Genomic DNA, 16,559 nt, shown 5'->3' on the forward strand with positions numbered 1-16,559 from the left:
CGAGGTTTCGAAGATTATTGCGCCGCATCGGAGCGGGCTTGCTTCCAGTCGTCGGCTAGACGACTGGCGACTTCTCGGTGGCAGCATCACGGGATCGAAGGAGCGCCAGCCCCAACGACACCAGCACTGCCATTGCCGTGGCGTAACAAATCACGGGCCACGCTGTATCGCCGTTTAACAGCGTCACCGCCAATGTCCCGACGATACTGACTATCAGGCTTTGGATGCAGAAGTAGAACGCAACCGCTGATCCAGCGATGTCGTCGAACTGCGCAAGTGCGCCGTTGGCGGTAACGGACACCGTGAAGACAATGCCGACCGCGACAACCCACATCGGCAGGATGAAGCTGAAAAATGACGGCGATCCGAAAAGTTGGCCGATCCCCAACAGGATCGCGCCGGAAACGAGCAACGCCATCCCGCGCGCTACGCATCCCGCGATACCCCATTTGGCAACGAAGGACTTTGCGAAGCGGGTTGTCGTGACCATGACCAGCCCGACAGTCGCGAAGGCCAAGCTAAATCCGATCTCGGAATAGCCGGCTTGGCCTATGAGAACACGGGGGGCTGTCGAGAAGAAAACGAAGAATGTGCCCATGCCGGCACTAAATCCGACCGTGTAAACCCAAAAGGCCGGACTCGCGAAGATCGGCAAAACAGATCGTTGCGTTCTGGCCTGATCCAACGGTCGGGTTTCATGCCACCTGAAACTGGCGTTTAAGAGTGCGAGCGAAGCCAGTGCAGCCAGTGTGATGAAGATCGCCTGCCATCCCCAAAACTCGCCGATCAGCGCACCGGCTATAGGGCCGAGCGCAGGCACGAACGCCAGCATCGAACTGAAAAGGCCGTAGATGACGGCACCTTCGGGACGATTGGCATATACGTCGCGCACGGTCGCGAAGGTGGCCACCAGCATGGCCGATGCTCCAACAGCCTGAACCAGACGAAACGCAACAAAGGCTAATGCAGTTGAAGAACAAGCCGCTCCCAGAGACGCAGCAACGAAAGCCGTTGCGCCTACAAGCAGGATCGGCCGTCGCCCGACGCGATCGGAGAGTGGCCCAAAGATCACTTGGCCCACACCGAGCATCACCATGTAGAGGCTCAACGTGAGTTGGATTATGGATGGAGTCGTGTTCAGGACGCCCGGCATCGCCGGAACGACTGGAAGATAAATATCCATCGCCAGCGAGGCGAGGATGTCGAAGGGAGCCATAAGCAGCAAGGCTGCCGGCAGCGTATAGGCCCACGCGGGGCGTGTGGTGGTCATGACGAATCAACCGCTCGATTAAGGATACCGGGCAGCGTCTGCTCGTCAGCAATCAGATGGGATTGGTCTTACAGAGCGCCGCAACAACAATTCTGATGTTGCGGCTTACTTGTCTGCGTTCTTGGAAGTGCTCATCTGCTGACTATCTCATGATTAAATTTGAATCGTAACAACTTTCAAGCAACTCTGCAAGGAGCCTTATTGTGCGCCCAACACCTGAATTAAGCCGCGCCGCGAAGCGGCGTCGGCTTGAATGAGTTGTTAGGCAACACCGCGCTTTCTCTCGAAGGCTTGTCGTGTTTGAACCATGTAAACCGCCGGCCCGTCAGGCGTGGTGATGATCTTCTCCCGCACGAATCCTGCCTTCTCATAGCAGCGTATGGCTCGATGGTTGTTCGGAGTCGGGTCGGTCTGAATCTTCGTCACGGTGGGGTCCGAGAACAGTAGTTCAACGAGAGCGCGGACAAGCCTTGTTCCTAGGCCTTTGTTCAACTGTGTCGGGTCAGCCAGAGACTGGTCTATTCCTCGCACTCCTGGATCAGTTTCATCTTCCCACCAGCCATCACCGCTTCCGAGCGCGACGTACGACTGAGCATAGCCGATCGGTTCCTCGCCCAGCATTGCGATGTACGGTGTTACGGACTCTTCCGCCATCGCTCTGGGCAGGTAGTGTTCCAGCACTTCATCAAGAGTCGGTCGCTCTTCGTCACCACCCCACCACTCAACGATGTGCGGCCGGTTGAGCCAATCATGGAGCATCGGCAGGTCGCGCTCGGTCATGAGGCGAAGAGTTATGGGGGGGGTGCTCGCGGACATGAAATGGTCGCTCTGTGCTGCCTAACGTTTGACATGAGCTGCATGACCCGGCTTGCCGGGGCATGTCAGCTCGATGGAAGGGTTAGGCTACGCGTTCAAGCGCGGCCACAGGATAGATTTGTACTGAGCCTGGGTGAGACTCGGACTCGACGGCATAGCCTTCAGGGGTTAGTTTTGTGGAGTACCAGCCAACAACTTGCCCCTGCCAAGCCGCGCCAGATTTCTTGCGCACGCGATCTCCCAGGCCGAACGTGGAGCGAAATGGGAGCGTGAACTGCCGGCCAGCATCTGTAGAACTGACCTCACTACTACTTTGTTCCATACCTAACCTTTCTTGTGAATGTCTTGAGGTTATCTGCTGATCTCCGGCGCTAGGCGTGGGAACTACAACTTTCAACGCAGGCTGAGACGCTCAAAGCGCCGACTTCCCCCCCTGCAGGGACTAACTTTGTTTTAGGGCGACTGCCCTGCTGCGTAACATCGTTGCTGCTCCATAACATCAAACATCGACCCACGGCGTAACGCGCTTGCTGCTTGGATGCCCGAGGCATAGACTGTACCCCAAAAACAGTCATAACAAGCCATGAAAACCGCCACTGCGCCGTTACCACCGCTGCGTTCGGTCAAGGTTCTGGACCAGTTGCGTGAGCGCATACGCTACTTGCATTACAGCTTACGAACCGAACAGGCTTATGTCCACTGGGTTCGTGCCTTCATCCGTTTCCACGGTGTGCGTCACCCGGCAACCTTGGGCAGCAGCGAAGTCGAGGCATTTCTGTCCTGGCTGGCGAACGAGCGCAAGGTTTCGGTCTCCACGCATCGTCAGGCATTGGCGGCCTTGCTGTTCTTCTACGGCAAGGTGCTGTGCACGGATCTGCCCTGGCTTCAGGAGATCGGAAGACCTCGGCCGTCGCGGCGCTTGCCGGTGGTGCTGACCCCGGATGAAGTGGTTCGCATCCTCGGTTTTCTGGAAGGCGAGCATCGTTTGTTCGCCCAGCTTCTGTATGGAACGGGCATGCGGATCAGTGAGGGTTTGCAACTGCGGGTCAAGGATCTGGATTTCGATCACGGCACGATCATCGTGCGGGAGGGCAAGGGCTCCAAGGATCGGGCCTTGATGTTACCCGAGAGCTTGGCACCCAGCCTGCGCGAGCAGCTGTCGCGTGCACGGGCATGGTGGCTGAAGGACCAGGCCGAGGGCCGCAGCGGCGTTGCGCTTCCCGACGCCCTTGAGCGGAAGTATCCGCGCGCCGGGCATTCCTGGCCGTGGTTCTGGGTTTTTGCGCAGCACACGCATTCGACCGATCCACGGAGCGGTGTCGTGCGTCGCCATCACATGTATGACCAGACCTTTCAGCGCGCCTTCAAACGTGCCGTAGAACAAGCAGGCATCACGAAGCCCGCCACACCGCACACCCTCCGCCACTCGTTCGCGACGGCCTTGCTCCGCAGCGGTTACGACATTCGAACCGTGCAGGATCTGCTCGGCCATTCCGACGTCTCTACGACGATGATTTACACGCATGTGCTGAAAGTTGGCGGTGCCGGAGTGCGCTCACCGCTTGATGCGCTGCCGCCCCTCACTAGTGAGAGGTAGGGCAGCGCAAGTCAATCCTGGCGGATTCACTACCCCTGCGCGAAGGCCATCGGTGCCGCATCGAACGGCCGGTTGCGGAAAGTCCTCCCTGCGTCCGCTGATGGCCGGCAGCAGCCCGTCGTTGCCTGATGGATCCAACCCCTCCGCTGCTATAGTGCAGTCGGCTTCTGACGTTCAGTGCAGCCGTCTTCTGAAAACGACATGTAGCTGCCCTAAGACAGCAGTGGATGCATCTATCCATCAGGAGGGCAAAACTGGTATCATTTGTGGCCCAAATCGGACATCCGAACTGGGGAAACCCGTTATTAATCAATGGGTTGGATGCGCGGATTTGTTCCCATCACCCGCTCCAGACTCCATAAGCCCTTGATTCTTAACGGATTCAGGGGCTTTTAGTTTCTGACTGCTTGCTGCCCTTCTGCTGATTGGTACAGAGGGCTGGTACAGTGGCGATCATGGCGCAACCTTGGAAACATCCACAGAACGGTATCTTCTACTTCCGCCGAGAAGTCCCCGAAGACATCCGCCGAATCATCGGCAAGCGTGAATGGAAGGTCTCCCTCAAGACACGGCATCTCCCCGAAGCACGTCTTCGCTTCATTGGGGAAGCACAACGCTGCGAAGAAGCCTTCACTGCAGCGCGAGACCAACTCGCAGGGATCTCCCGCGTCTTACCTTCAGATGCAATCAAGCTGGCCGACAGATGGGCTAAGGCTGTTCTGCAGGAATGGGAAACCAACCCCGAGAAGGTGAAAGACTTCTTGGCTGTGTCCGATACAGGCTCGGATCTCGACTACCTCCCTGCCTCTGACTTTGTGGGCATGGATACACCCGTGGCCCTTACCGAGGCGCTTTCCGGCTTCATCAGTCACACACTTCATCAGCTCAACCTGCCGCTTCCTGTACCAGCCGATCCTGCAAGGCGAGCACTTGAAGACGCCTTCTACATCCGCTGGTGTGAGCTGTGCCGTCTCGCCTTCGCCCGTCATCACGGGGACTGGCTATCCAATCTCAGCCTTCCAGCCGCAGAGCAGCCCCTCACTATCGAGCGCTCAGCCCAACAGAAAGAAGCTCACTCACCGAAACTCTCGGAGGTCTTCACGCTTTGGGCAGATGACAAGCGCCAGCTCGATGGGGACAACCCCAGCACAGCGAAGACGATCAGTACCTTCGGGGCAACCATTGCCATCTTCACCGAGCTGTTCGGCGATATGCCTGTCAGCAGGATCACCCGTCCGATGTGCCAGGAGTTCAGCTCCAAACTGGCGAAGATGCCTACCAAGGGCGCAGGAACCCGAGGCCTGTCAGCACACCAGCTCATCGCCAAGGCCGAGGCTGAAGGTCTTCCCACTGCCAGCTTGGTGACGGTCAAAAACAGGCTCAAGAGTTTCTCTGCAGTCCTAGCCGTAGCCTGTCGCCTTGGGTACATCCAAGAGAACCCGGTCACCGCTGCTGGGTTAATCCAGCGAGTGGCCAGGGCGGCACAAAAGACCCAGGGCATCGAAGACAAGGGCTACAGCCAAGCAGAGCTGGTCACCATTTTCACCAGCCCTCTGTTCACTACGGGGTGGAAACCCGCACGAGCTGATGTTGGCGAAGCGCTTTACTGGCTGCCCCTTCTGATGGCCTACACCGGAGCACGCCGCGAAGAACTGGCACAACTGGAAGTGGCCGACGTGCGCAAGGATGATGATCTCGGGATTTGGTATCTGAGCATCGCACCGGGCGAAGACAAGTCCGTGAAGACTCAGAGCAGCCGACGGAAAATCCCACTTTACAAAGACCTATTGGCGCTTGGTTTTCTTGGGTACAAGGACAGCCTCCCCCAAAAGGGACGGCTATTCCCGAAACTGGAGAAGCACCGCCAGGACGGCTATGGACACTCGTTCGGCAAACTATGGAGCAAGTACCTGAAGGATGTGGCGAAGCTGGATAGCCAAGCCAGCCCTTCTCACGGCTTCCGCCATACCTTTAAGACGCTGTGCCGGGAGGTCGGTATCGAGACCGCTGTCAGCGATTGGATCACAGGACATGCGGCACCGAATGTGGGCGCGACCTATGGGAGCAACCCGCTTCGCCGGATGGCCAACGAACTGGAGAAGTTCCCGAGCATAGCTAAGGCTGCAGGGCTGCTACCGCAGTAGACAGCAGAAGGCTGTCACTAGGCTCAACCATAACGCTCGACGCGCTCACTCAGAGCAGCTCGTTGAGCCAGGGCATCAGCCCTCTCATTCTCGGGATGACCGCTATGGCCACGCACCCACTTGAAGTGAATCGTGTGCTCGGCCAGTAGCTGATCGAGGAGCTGCCAGAGGTCAGCATTGGCCACCGGCTTTCTGTCAGCGGTGCGCCAGCCATTCTGCTTCCACTTGGCCAGCCAAGAGGTGCAGCCGTTCCTAACGTAGGTACTGTCAGTCACTACCTCCACCATCGAACCAGGGGTCTTCAGGGCTTGTAGCCCCGTGATGACCGCAGTCAGCTCGGCCCGGTTGTTGGTCTGCTGATCGCCCTCAAGCGGCCCTGTGATCTCCATTGTGCGCCCCTCAGGGTTTCGCAGAATGGCCGCCCAGCCTCCACGAGCTTGGGGTTTACCGTTGTTGAGGCAAGCACCATCGGTGAATATCTGAATGATGCGTTGATGTTGCATGGATGTGGTATTCCTCTTAGTTCTGCCGCTTGTGGTCGCCACCGCCTACGCCCACCAGCGCCTACCACAGAGGGCAGCGCAGACGGACACAAGCGGCAGGACTAAACGGGCTGGTGGTAGTTGAAGTGCAGTGGCGAAACTGCAGGTCACGCAGCGAATCCCTTCTTCATGGTCAGCTTTCCTTCTAAATAGAGCTGGACGATCAGCTTTTTACCCTCTGCAGTAGGAATGATCTGGTAGTAAGGCTGGACTGGTGGATGTGCTTTCAGCTTCTCGACGAACAGCGTGTCCCGGTACCTGGCATACACCCGGTACTGATTGGTTCTCTTGGTGCGGTACAGGTAGCCCTGGTCAGCCAGATCGCCCTTGATGGCCATCGTGTTGACGCCTTCCAGGGTACGCACGAAGGTGGCCAGGGATTCCTGACGCAGCGCCACGCAGTTGTCGAAGACGACAGCCTTCGGTGCCATCTCCTTGTTCTCCAGCGCGAGCTGCTCGTTTCTCTCTGCCAGCTCGGCAGCCAGACGTAGCGCCTCGGGGAACGACTGGGGAACCTTCATTGCCATCGACTCGGCGGGCTGGGTGATTGTCAGCTCGGCCTTCTTGTTGAGGATGTCGTCGATGACCATGTCGCAGAAGACTGCGAACTTCACGTCCAGCCAGCGGGCGAAGAAGACGGCCAGCTTCGGGTGTGCCCAGGTGCCTACACCGCGTTTGGCCTCAGTTAGATTAGATACCGGGATAATCCCGGTTAGTGCTTCCACATATTCCACAGTGCTCGGCAGTCGTAGGAACTCGAAGACATCTTTCCCGAACTTCTTCGCAGCGTCGGTCATGTTGAAGTAGCCGTCCTCGCGGAAGGTGAATACGTTGCCGTTGTACTCGCGGGTGATCAGTTGCTTGCTCATGTTCTGTCCTCCAGAAAAGACGAAGCCCGCTCAGAGGCGGGCTATGGGTGTTAGTTGGTAGTGAGGGGGTTGTTTACTGACCGATCAGGGCTTTGAGGCTCTCGACGGTCTCCCTGGCTTCGTCGATTTCTGCAATCAGCAGCAGGTTGCGCTCTTCCAGTCGGTTGGTCTGCTCGGCATTGCAGAAAATCTGTTCGTTGTTGCAGCTGATCTCCACATCGTTGTCGGCGATCTGTTGTTCGAGCACGTCGATAGTCTTCTGGATCAGTTCATGTTTGATGGACAAAGAGCGGATTTTCGAATTGATCATGAGTTTCTCCTCACAGTTGTCGTGGGTCTTGAAACAGAAACCCCCGGCAGCGTGTGGCATACCGGGGGCGGGTCTTCCATACCTGTGTGGTAATCCGTCGGTAAGGTCTTCCATACCTGTGTGGTAATTGGGTCAGATGTACTGGTTAGCCTGGATTTCCTGATGTTCTGTTCAGTTGGCTGCGGCTCTTCGTAAAAGCCGGAGCACCGGAAGGTTCATCTGCTGGGCTGCTTTCCATCTGCGTTTGTCTGCGGCCAGTATCTCGCTCAGCAGCGGATGTTGGGCGGTGCCTCCGGCAGTCGTAGCCAAGCCCGAAGCTCTCCGACTCCTGGCCTTCCTTACTTCGCTGGCGATGCTCTTCATGAGCGAGAGCCTTCTGTGGTTCTCTGCTTGGATCGAGCAACCAACTTGAAGTCGGTCTGCCAGGCGATGCAGAGTAGGTACACCAAGGGAACCAGAGGCCAGAGCAGCAGAGCGCCCAGGAAGATCAGTTCAGGTAGACGCATCAGGCTACCTCCATGTGCTGCTCGGTAATCGCTCCCAGCCCCGTCAGGGCAATAGCTTCCATAACGGATCGAGGGAGATCGAAGTCGAGGGCAATCCTGTCGATTGCGAGTTGGCAGAGACGCCTGTACTTCTCTGGATTCTTGTGTGCCAGCCAGTGGTCATGTTCGGTGAGGCGGTCGAACTCTCATAGCGCCGGGAGAGCCTTTTCACGGATGTTCTCTGCCAGCGCATCCAGAAGCTCAGTTCGGATTTTCTGCTGGCCCATGATGTACATGCCGCGCTTGCGGATCGAGGGCAGTACTTCAGTCACAACCCAGTCCTCGAATCGCTCGGCAGAAGGTAGCCGTGAACTGAAGATCAGGCGGTAGACGTCGCGTTCGGGGATTATCTTCATATGGCGAACCTGACCCGTCGATTCGTCGGGGCAGGTCATTGCGTTTCTGCAGTGCTTGCGGATCGCTGCATCGGTATCCGAGTAGCCCAGTGCTTCGGCTACGTCCTTGGCTATAAACCAGGGATCATCATTGATCAGGACAGTGCGGATCTCATTGCCATCAAATGCGTAGACGATGGTTGGCAGGGTGTTGGTCGCGTTGTGAGTGCCTTTGGGTGCGATTTGCATAACGTAGATGTTCCTTTTTGTTCAGCCGTCAGAGTCCCTTCCATCCATGCCACCAGCTCCCATCTACAAGGGAAACACGGACGGCTCGGACGGCTGGACAAAACGGGCTGGGTTTCAGGGGAATCTGCAAGGGATGCAGGGTTGATGCTTGGTGACTTGCCCAGGAGATCCCCGGTGCCTGGATGTCGTCCATGGGCCAAGGCCTGGGCAGCAGTGGTTGCCTAGGTCGCTACTGTGCTGAGGCCAGGGCTGATGGATGACAGAGGCGAATGAGGAAACTCCTGGGCGGAGTCATCTGGAGGTACATGAAGATGAGCAGGAGGTGGTCTGGCAGAGGGGCTTGGGCTTCCTGACAACCACTGACGGGGATGATCGCTGACAACATCGTCATCGGTGATCATCGATCCTGTGTCAGCAGAGTTGGGGAGGCATCAAGAGCAACTTGCGGTGCAGCTTGAAGAGCACCTGCCAGTGTCCTCCGCAAGACAGACTTGATGCTGTCTCATTGCTTCGTTCTTCATTGATGGATTGATGGTAATGACCATGGATGAAGGACAGCTCAAAGACACTCTTAGAGTGGCTTCGCCATCCACCGCTACACCCCGCGAGTCATCGCAGGTAGCCAGCCTCGACTGGGTGCCATCACCTCCCAGCCAGCTATGTCAGGTTCGTCATCACCCGTGACTGCTGGCCGATTGGTCGGGGCAGTGAGAGGGGCTGTACGCCTGAAGCTCAAAGTAGCAGTAGGTACTCGGCGGTCGCCTCGCTGGGCTGTTGCCTTTCCCTGGCTCGATCAGCTCCTCCGGCGGTGAAGATCGAGCGTCATGGTTGAGGATCGAACGTGCGAGATTGCGCGTTCTTTCCTCCATAACAGTGTGGTAATCGATCTTCGTCGAACGTGCTGCGATCTTGAAAAGAGGCCATGAGAGGAAGTGGTGATGAGCTTCTATCCTCGCAGCGACGCCTATCTGCCAGAAGCGGACATTCGCAGTGGATTGAGTGAACCCAAAACTTGGCGGATCGCCTGGATGTGGGCTGCGCCTAGTTGTTGTGCTCCCAGCGCCTCTCTTCGAAGTTATATTCGTGACTTGCGAACGCATCACCCGCCGCTGAGGGAATTTTGAGCTTGGGGTGTCCTTCTCGGAGAACGTAGGTAACTTCAGGCTGTTGGAATGCCACTCGCACGGCCGGTAGGTGCTCTAGGTACTTCGAGTTCAGCTCGGCAAGCGTATTCGGATAGGCCCCCGTGTCCAGCTTGAACTGCTCGATCGCCTGCACGATGGGGGTCGCCATGCCTGGAGTTAGTTTGTCGGCCTGATTGACCAGCGCAACGGCGCCCCCAGAGACTAAACCCAACACTACCAACCGGCGCCACAGACTGCCTCGCCAGGCTTTGTCTTTGACAAGAAGTGCAGCAAGTCCCGTCGGAAGACCAAAAACGACTGTAGCCATCAGAACTAGCCCAGCCGGGAAAGCTGTGCCATAAATCACGGCAGGTACTACAGACAGCAGCAGTACCAGTATCCACGTGTAGCGCATCTCGCTTACCCAGCGCTTCCGGCCGTCATCACCTGATGGTTGTCTTCCAGAGCCTGTAGATCCTATCGCAACAATTTTTTCAGACACCGCATCACCTTGAGTGGACTACCCCGTTCTAGTAAACATACCTGGCCTATGCTTTAGACGCCCCAGCGACGCCTCCCTGTCTTCAGTAGTAGCTGGCTTGAGGGGCGGCCAAAAGCTGCCGTCCCGTGTCTAAAAAAACGGGGAGATTCATCTTTTATAGGCTGGGCGAAAGCGCATCTCTACTTAAGGTGCTTTGCAGGATTATTGTTGCCCTCTCGCCTTTCTCTCATCCGCTCTCTTCATCAGTATAATACTGTTGGCCGTTTGCAATGCCTTCTCTCTAGTTGCTCGCTGGACAGCGGCTTCATCAATGGGGCCATTGATACTGCTTCGCAGCGCATGATAGAACCGATTGGTTTCATTCTGGCAGGAATTGGCGACGGCCGGCACTATAGATTCTACCCCTGAGATACCGTCATCTAACTCGATGGCTGCCTTATATTGGCACACCATTATATCTTCGTAAGCCTTGTTGGCCTGGGAGTTATCTGCGGCAACATGGCCGGAAGTCACGCTGATCAAGATCAATGGCGCCAGAATTTTAGTTTTCATCGTATTTTCCTTATATGTAACTTGTTCTTTTACTCTGCTCTGCGGTCTATAAAATTCTAAGCCGCGAGCCACTTCTAAGGCTGAGGGGTTTATTTGGATAATCTCGCGGCCGCCCTTCAGACTTCTATTTAAAATATCCTGTGCTCGCCAGTTTTTTGGTCATAGACCTAAACTTCCACGCTAGAGCTATTGCACTCCATGGACTCTACATCGCCATAGCGATACTCGCCGGAGTCATAATCGTAAAATTCAATTTCTTGGCCAGGGCCGACTAGATTGCCTTTCCCGATTTCAACCTACTTGCTGTTTTCGTAGTCGTAGCCATCCCAAGCGATTGCCTAGGTGGAAAGGAGCACGGTGAGCATAAGCAACCTGGGCAGACAACGTTACAGTGATGAAACATATCTCTGCTGAGGCTTGGGGTAGCCAGGGGCGACTCCCTTCAGTTCGCGAACGGAATCAGCTTCTGGCTGTAGCCATGCTTGATGCCTGAGGCAAAGAATCCTCCGCACTCATCCTTTTTGGCGCAGTCCATGCACTCTGATGCGTAATCGTTTTTCCAGTCAGAAATGGACTTGCGGTAGTACGGCATCACGTCTTGATTTACTAGACAGAGCTGATGGTTGTAGACCGAGGTTCGGATCCCCGTTGCAGCGAGGATTTTCACTGCTTCGCTGAGCGTGTCTTTATAGTCATGGGGATCAATCCAAAGTTCATCAAGATTCGCTCTAGTGAACCCCGTCATCTCAAGGCCCATGAGTGCAACATGATCCACGAAAAGTAGATTCCTGCTAATGAACTCACATAGCTCCTTCAGGCGTTGAATTGAGAGCTTATGGAGAACAATCCGGATCTCGACCAGCTGACCGTAACGTTTCAGATTGAGGATGCCTTGAATCGTTTCATCAAAAGCCCCCTTTGCTTGCACGATGTAGTCATGCATGGTCGGATCATCCGAGTAGATCGGAATCCCAACCATCGCGTCATGATGGCCAATCTTAGAGTATTTCTCGGTAAATGCCTCATCCGCAAAAGAGCGCCCATTCGAGAGAATGTGAACGGCGGTTCTCGGCAGATATGATTTGGTCATATTGATGATTTTCAGGAAGCGATCACGCGACTGTGTAGTCTCACCGCCTGTAAAGCCAATCTCGAAAGCATTTTTTGGAATCATGGGAATGACTTGTTCAAGCTCATCCAAAAGCCATGAGTCGTCAGCAGCCTTGGGAGGCTGAGAGCACATCAAGCAGTAGTGGTTGCACTGCTCAGTCATTAGCAGGAAATTATGCGGAGAGCTTGCCCGGTAAAGCACTCGAATGGTTGAGCCTTCGGCTGCAATCCTCACAATGTCGTCATGGTCGAGATAGTAGTAATCGCCTGGCAGTACAATGAAATTGCCTGCTGACTCAAGGTGCTTGCCTGCCTTATTCACGAAAAGGTAGTGAGAGAATCCTACCGGCCTGTCATTCTCGTCCTTACACAGGTATGCACGCTTTTTCTTCAGAACATCGGGCATGTTCGTTGCGGTCGAAACCTGAAGGAGCAAAGACCGTAGGCCAACATCGACGGCTGGGATCAAATCCAGCTTCCCACCCAGCTTCATCATTGGCTAACCCATCCTAAGAAAATTTCCTTGGCCTTGGGGTCTGTCTGCATCAGATTTATCAGATACTTAAACACAGCCATGTTTTTCCGGCAAAAAGCCGACTCGGACTTACGGCCTAAAATGTCCTTGTACATGGCATGGTGGAAGACTGGATCAGCGCCACAGAACGGCTCAAATGCACACTCCGAGCACATCGGTGCACTTAGGGTGAACGAACCTTCAAGGGCGTCTAGAAGCTTGTCAGACAGCATGATCTGCTCATAGGAGTCAGTCATGATGTTGCCTAAATTGAACGATTCGTCTCCCATCTCAGCCAACATGCGGCTTTCATCTGATGCGTAGACCGAACCATCGTAGTTAAACACGATGGCTGAAATACCCGCACCGGCAGGATTCATCAAGTCAACATAGCCAGGGTCTTGGCTTGTAAGCATTTTCTTAAGCACTAGCATGGCGTAGTGCTCCACAAATCGGGTGCCTTGCTTGTTCAGCTCAAGGATGTACTCAAGCCCTTTCTTATAGAAATCCATCCAGCGATCTACGTCATAGCCAGAGTATTTCTTGGTTTTGATAGCAAACCCGTAAGGCGAAAGCGACCGCAAGAATATCCCCTCAAAGCCAAGATCAATGAATTCATCGATGATCTCTTTGGGGCGATCAAGGCTCTTTTCCGTAGTCGTCATCAGGGCCGATACGCTGTAATACCCCAGAGCTTCTCGCGCTTTGCTGAGGCCTCTGATGAAGCGCTGATAGCTGTCCTTACCTGGGCGAGGCCTGTTTGAGTTGTGGAGATCCTCAGGGCCATCAAGTGAGGTTGAGATGTGGATGTCATGATCACGACAGAAATCTAGAATCTCGTCTGTCACCAGCGAAAGGGTAGTTGCGATAATAAAACGAAGCTCTCGCCGCTCAGTGATGTTGCGCTTCTCAGCCTCCAACACCACATACTTAACCATCTCAAAATTCAGCAGCGGCTCGCCACCTTGGAACTCTATTTTTATAGCCGAATTCGGTGAGCGGAAAACGAAGTCTAGGTTTTTATCTGCCATCTCCTTGGTCATATCGAACGCTCCTGCACCTTCCATCTGGCGGGAGACTTGACAGTAAGGGCAGCTATGGTCGCAGCGCAGTGTGACCACAAAAATGTGGAGGTTGGTGAAATTTGGTAGGCGCGAATACTTAGTTCGAACCTTCAGTGCCAGCAGGTTCACCGGGGAAATTTCATTCGGATAGCGAATGAAGTGCTTTGACCTAAGATCGGAGAACCACTTGCTGCCCTCAGTGAGAGTCTTATTCACCAGCCCATATAGGGTGCCGCCGTCCAAGACCAAATGCTCTCCTGCCATGTTGCTGACAACATATGAGTCGTCAGCAAGCCTGTCGAATTGAAAAGGCAGCAGCTCGTAAGCACCCTCAGTCTTGAAGGCGTCAATGCCCTGAAATTTGCTCACTGAATTAGCCCGCTATTAGAGAATGCTACGCCAAGGATCATGTTTCTAATATTGGCAGTTTGTTCCTGTAGCTTAATTCTCAGCTGGTAATCCAGAACGTCCTTTCGGAACTCCTCGACCGCAACTCTAAAGGCCTCCTCAGAAGTTGTAATGTTTGCAAGCAGCTCACAGGTCAACGCTCCACCTTGGGCGCAAAGGCTCAATGTGAAGGCGTGTTGTCCTCGGTAAGCTGCTTTCTGAATCGACTCTGGGTTGTAAAGCTTTTCGTCAAAACTCAGAAAGACAGATGTCATCAGTACCCCGAAGCGTGCGAAGCATGTGAGGCGTGAGATGCGTGAGATGCGTGCGAGGCATGGGATGAGTGGTAAGCCATCATAACGCCACCAGCGCCGCGCTTGAGCACGAAGTTGAAGACGTTCCCACTGTCAGACTTGGCAGCAATAACTTCGTTTTCGGTAGTTTGAGCCTTAGGTGCTGTAGGCATTTCAGGTTCCAGTGCGGGGGCGGTAGGAACGCTTGCTGTTGACTGGCCTGAGGTGAGAGCGGTTGCGAGAGCAGCCAAAGGGAGGAGGAACGGTCTTTTCATGTCACACATCTCTTGCGGTTAATGAGGACATTCTTTTAGTACAGGTGTGCACAAATGGTCAATATGAATCGTGAATAGCCCCGCTTTTCCTAGGGAAACTCTGAAAAAGCCCGTTTTTCGCGAAACCGCTGCCCTGTATCCCGCATGGTTACTGGGCTGCATTTTTCGAGAAAGGACTTTTTCAGATCATCCCTAGGCAGCCTATGTCCACTTTTGGCCGTCCTCCGCCTGATGCGACAGGCTCAAAGCGGCCAGAAGCAGCCGCTTGGATGCGTCTACGAAACCAAGGGCGATTCATAGTACAAATGCTGTGCTATGCAGATGTGGCGCAGATTGCCGCCAGTGTGAGTTTTCGTGGTTGTGTAGACTTAATACTGATGAGGCTCGCGCATGCGCTACGCATGAGCAGTCAGTTATGCGCGCAGACTGTGATGTCGGGCGGCGATCTTAGAGATAGGAGTTGTTGTGATACCAGAACGCTTACATGCTGACCTTAACCTGCGGGCCATTGAGCACAGTGCGGAGCTTTCTTGGATTGATAGCCCACTACCCGGGGTGCAAAGAAAACCTTTGTACCGTTTAGGTGCTGAGCAGGCGCGCGCAACCAGTGTGGTGCGTTACGCGCCGGGTAGTTATTTCAGTGAGCATGTACATGGCGGCGGTGAAGAGTTTTTAGTGCTTGAAGGCGTGTTTGAGGATGAGCACGGCCGCTACCCAGCGGGCAGTTATGTGCGTAACCCTCCCGGTAGTCGGCATACGCCTGGAGCGACTGAGGGATGTGTGATTTTTGTGCGGCTGCGGCAGTTTCACCCAGATGACAGCGTGCACTTGGTTAGTTGTGTACAAGCTGAGAGTGAGCAGTTGCTGTTTGAAAATGAGCATGAGCGTGTCTGGATTCAACATCTCAGCGTCTACACCGAACTAAGTGTGGAAAACCCACGAGGCTTAGAAGTGCTGCTATTAGAGGGCTCGCTCGAAGGTGCCGACTTTAGCTTGCAGCCGCTGAGTTGGATGCGCTTGCCACCAGCGATGCCGTTAAAGGCCGTGGCAGGCATAAATGGCGCTCGGGTATGGATTAAAGATGCGCGAGCCGACTTAGGCTTTTGAGGTACGTGCTGAGCACTTGCCAGGGTAATCCCCCATTTTTAGCACTCACCAGAAGTAAAGGTCATGCCACGAGGGCTAACTTCTGTTTTAGGGTGATGCCACCCAAGGCCATATTTGGCCGTTCTTGATTGTATGTCCAGATCCATCGCATTGAATCGCCCTTGGTTTCGTAGACGCATCCAAGTGACTGCTTTTGGCCGTTTGAGGCCGGATATGAGTAGGAGTGGATAGGCTCATCTCTGATGAGGCCTACAGCAAAAAATAATGCGCCCCCAAACCCGCAACCTCGTCTACACGGCTGGCGCTTGTGGCACTCGCAGTACCCTGCAAGCCCGCTTCACGGCAGCCGTTGAGATCCCCCAGTGCTTGGCCGTATCCGCAATGCTGGCCTTGTTCTCCTTCCTCCAGACTGCCACGGCCTGATCATCGATCACCTTCGGAGCACCCAGCTTCTTGCCTTGCGCCCTGGCTCGCTCGATCCCGGCCATCTGTCGTGCCTTGATATTGGCCCGCTCCAGTTCCGCCACGGCAGCCAGCATGGTGAGCATGGCTTTGCCGACTGGGCTGGATAGGTCGAAGCCTTCGCGCATCGAGACCACGGTCACGCCCTTGGCTTTCAGGGCTTCCACTGTTTCCAACACGTCGATGGTATCCCTGCCCAGGCGGTCGATGGCTGCCACGACAACCGTGTCTCCCTTCCTGGCGTAGGCGTGGAGTGCCTTGAAGCCCTCCCGTTGCAGTGCCTTGGTGGCCCCGCTGGTGGCCTCATCGGAGAACCACTCACTGACATTGAAGCGTTGGCTGATGGCGTGGCGCTGGGCCTCGGTGGTTTGGTCGTCGGTGCTGACTCGGACGTAGGCAATGGTGGCGGTCATGGCTAATAGCTCCTTGAGCGCTAGGTGGATCACAAAGCTAGCTCAAGATGCTATTGGATGGATCGGTATAAATCAACAG

The 16,559-nt window shown here is 55.0% G+C and carries 17 protein-coding genes; 3 read left to right on the forward strand and 14 right to left on the reverse strand.

Translation table 11 applies throughout. The features are described 5' to 3' along the window. Positions 1-55: 55 nt before the first annotated feature. The 3 genes from floR to dfrB all read right to left on the reverse strand — a co-directional run bounded on the left by floR (position 56) and on the right by dfrB (position 2,408). A complete protein-coding gene (gene floR / locus WG219_15105; protein ID WXL24636.1) occupies positions 56-1,270 on the reverse strand; it encodes a chloramphenicol/florfenicol efflux MFS transporter FloR in 1,215 nt (404 codons plus the stop codon). A 261-nt stretch (positions 1,271-1,531) separates the two neighbouring features. After that, a complete protein-coding gene (locus tag WG219_15110) occupies positions 1,532-2,086 on the reverse strand; it encodes an aminoglycoside N-acetyltransferase AAC(6')-IIa (GenBank protein ID WXL24637.1) in 555 nt (184 codons plus the stop codon). 82 nt (positions 2,087-2,168) lie between these two features. Then, entirely contained in the window at positions 2,169-2,408 is a 240-nt protein-coding gene (gene dfrB, locus WG219_15115; GenBank protein WXL24638.1) for a trimethoprim-resistant dihydrofolate reductase DfrB, read from the reverse strand. A 261-nt stretch (positions 2,409-2,669) separates the two neighbouring features. Here dfrB and intI1 point away from each other — a divergent pair, with 261 nt between their 5' ends. Both intI1 and WG219_15125 read left to right on the forward strand, forming a co-directional pair. Beyond that, positions 2,670-3,683 (forward strand): class 1 integron integrase IntI1, encoded by a 1,014-nt coding sequence (intI1, locus tag WG219_15120; GenBank protein WXL24639.1) that lies wholly within the window; start codon positions 2,670-2,672, stop codon positions 3,681-3,683. Positions 3,684-4,138: 455 nt separating this feature from the next. Then, positions 4,139-5,827: a site-specific integrase gene (locus WG219_15125; GenBank protein WXL24640.1), complete on the forward strand. Its 1,689-nt coding sequence runs from the start codon at positions 4,139-4,141 to the stop codon at positions 5,825-5,827. A 23-nt stretch (positions 5,828-5,850) separates the two neighbouring features. Here the strand turns inward: WG219_15125 and rnhA are convergent, their stop codons facing one another. From rnhA to hxsD, 10 genes are all read right to left on the reverse strand, one after another. Next, on the reverse strand, positions 5,851-6,330 hold the full coding sequence (gene rnhA, locus WG219_15130) for a ribonuclease HI (protein ID WXL24641.1): 480 nt from the start codon (positions 6,328-6,330) through the stop codon (positions 5,851-5,853). A gap of 146 nt (positions 6,331-6,476) precedes the next feature. Continuing rightward, positions 6,477-7,238: a KilA-N domain-containing protein gene (locus WG219_15135; protein ID WXL24642.1), complete on the reverse strand. Its 762-nt coding sequence runs from the start codon at positions 7,236-7,238 to the stop codon at positions 6,477-6,479. Between the two features lie 73 nt (positions 7,239-7,311). Further along, entirely contained in the window at positions 7,312-7,548 is a 237-nt protein-coding gene (locus tag WG219_15140; protein ID WXL24643.1) for a hypothetical protein, read from the reverse strand. A 359-nt stretch (positions 7,549-7,907) separates the two neighbouring features. Beyond that, complete coding sequence (locus tag WG219_15145) at positions 7,908-8,054, reverse strand: hypothetical protein (GenBank protein WXL24644.1); 147 nt, start codon at positions 8,052-8,054, stop codon at positions 7,908-7,910. A gap of 185 nt (positions 8,055-8,239) precedes the next feature. Then, positions 8,240-8,677 carry a BRO family protein gene (locus WG219_15150; protein WXL24645.1) on the reverse strand — a complete coding sequence of 146 codons (438 nt, stop codon included), beginning with the start codon at positions 8,675-8,677 and terminating at the stop codon, positions 8,240-8,242. Positions 8,678-9,718: 1,041 nt separating this feature from the next. Next, positions 9,719-10,303 (reverse strand): hypothetical protein, encoded by a 585-nt coding sequence (locus tag WG219_15155; protein WXL24646.1) that lies wholly within the window; start codon positions 10,301-10,303, stop codon positions 9,719-9,721. Between the two features lie 201 nt (positions 10,304-10,504). Next, positions 10,505-10,855, reverse strand: a complete 351-nt coding sequence (locus WG219_15160) for a hypothetical protein (protein ID WXL24647.1) — start codon at positions 10,853-10,855, stop codon at positions 10,505-10,507. Between the two features lie 442 nt (positions 10,856-11,297). Then, positions 11,298-12,461, reverse strand: a complete 1,164-nt coding sequence (gene hxsC / locus WG219_15165) for a His-Xaa-Ser system radical SAM maturase HxsC (GenBank protein WXL24648.1) — start codon at positions 12,459-12,461, stop codon at positions 11,298-11,300. Beyond that, positions 12,458-13,912 (reverse strand): His-Xaa-Ser system radical SAM maturase HxsB, encoded by a 1,455-nt coding sequence (gene hxsB, locus WG219_15170; protein ID WXL24649.1) that lies wholly within the window; start codon positions 13,910-13,912, stop codon positions 12,458-12,460. Before hxsB ends, hxsC begins: the two co-directional genes overlap by 4 nt. After that, on the reverse strand, positions 13,909-14,205 hold the full coding sequence (gene hxsD / locus WG219_15175) for a His-Xaa-Ser system protein HxsD (protein WXL24650.1): 297 nt from the start codon (positions 14,203-14,205) through the stop codon (positions 13,909-13,911). Before hxsD ends, hxsB begins: the two co-directional genes overlap by 4 nt. 758 nt (positions 14,206-14,963) lie before the next feature. Between hxsD and WG219_15180 the strand changes: the two genes are divergently transcribed. After that, positions 14,964-15,605 carry a cupin domain-containing protein gene (locus tag WG219_15180; GenBank protein WXL24651.1) on the forward strand — a complete coding sequence of 214 codons (642 nt, stop codon included), beginning with the start codon at positions 14,964-14,966 and terminating at the stop codon, positions 15,603-15,605. Positions 15,606-15,895: 290 nt separating this feature from the next. Here the strand turns inward: WG219_15180 and WG219_15185 are convergent, their stop codons facing one another. After that, positions 15,896-16,480, reverse strand: a complete 585-nt coding sequence (locus WG219_15185; protein ID WXL24652.1) for a recombinase family protein — start codon at positions 16,478-16,480, stop codon at positions 15,896-15,898. Positions 16,481-16,559 lie beyond the last annotated feature (79 nt).

Origin of the sequence: Pseudomonas mendocina (genome assembly GCA_037482215.1) — a bacterium.
Lineage (GTDB): Bacteria > Pseudomonadota > Gammaproteobacteria > Pseudomonadales > Pseudomonadaceae > Aquipseudomonas > Aquipseudomonas mendocina_E.

What these genes read in the sequence shown, in the direction of transcription:
- floR (WXL24636.1), bottom strand. Translation starts at nt 1,270, where the DNA reads ATGACCACCACACGCCCCGCGTGGGCCTATACGCTGCCGGCAGCCTTG.
- WG219_15110 (WXL24637.1), bottom strand. Translation starts at nt 2,086, where the DNA reads ATGTCCGCGAGCACCCCCCCCATAACTCTTCGCCTCATGACCGAGCGC.
- dfrB (WXL24638.1), bottom strand. Translation starts at nt 2,408, where the DNA reads ATGGAACAAAGTAGTAGTGAGGTCAGTTCTACAGATGCTGGCCGGCAG.
- intI1 (WXL24639.1), top strand. Translation starts at nt 2,670, where the DNA reads ATGAAAACCGCCACTGCGCCGTTACCACCGCTGCGTTCGGTCAAGGTT.
- WG219_15125 (WXL24640.1), top strand. Translation starts at nt 4,139, where the DNA reads ATGGCGCAACCTTGGAAACATCCACAGAACGGTATCTTCTACTTCCGC.
- rnhA (WXL24641.1), bottom strand. Translation starts at nt 6,330, where the DNA reads ATGCAACATCAACGCATCATTCAGATATTCACCGATGGTGCTTGCCTC.
- WG219_15135 (WXL24642.1), bottom strand. Translation starts at nt 7,238, where the DNA reads ATGAGCAAGCAACTGATCACCCGCGAGTACAACGGCAACGTATTCACC.
- WG219_15140 (WXL24643.1), bottom strand. Translation starts at nt 7,548, where the DNA reads ATGATCAATTCGAAAATCCGCTCTTTGTCCATCAAACATGAACTGATC.
- WG219_15145 (WXL24644.1), bottom strand. Translation starts at nt 8,054, where the DNA reads ATGCGTCTACCTGAACTGATCTTCCTGGGCGCTCTGCTGCTCTGGCCT.
- WG219_15150 (WXL24645.1), bottom strand. Translation starts at nt 8,677, where the DNA reads ATGCAAATCGCACCCAAAGGCACTCACAACGCGACCAACACCCTGCCA.
- WG219_15160 (WXL24647.1), bottom strand. Translation starts at nt 10,855, where the DNA reads ATGAAAACTAAAATTCTGGCGCCATTGATCTTGATCAGCGTGACTTCC.
- hxsC (WXL24648.1), bottom strand. Translation starts at nt 12,461, where the DNA reads ATGATGAAGCTGGGTGGGAAGCTGGATTTGATCCCAGCCGTCGATGTT.
- hxsD (WXL24650.1), bottom strand. Translation starts at nt 14,205, where the DNA reads ATGACATCTGTCTTTCTGAGTTTTGACGAAAAGCTTTACAACCCAGAG.
- WG219_15185 (WXL24652.1), bottom strand. Translation starts at nt 16,480, where the DNA reads ATGACCGCCACCATTGCCTACGTCCGAGTCAGCACCGACGACCAAACC.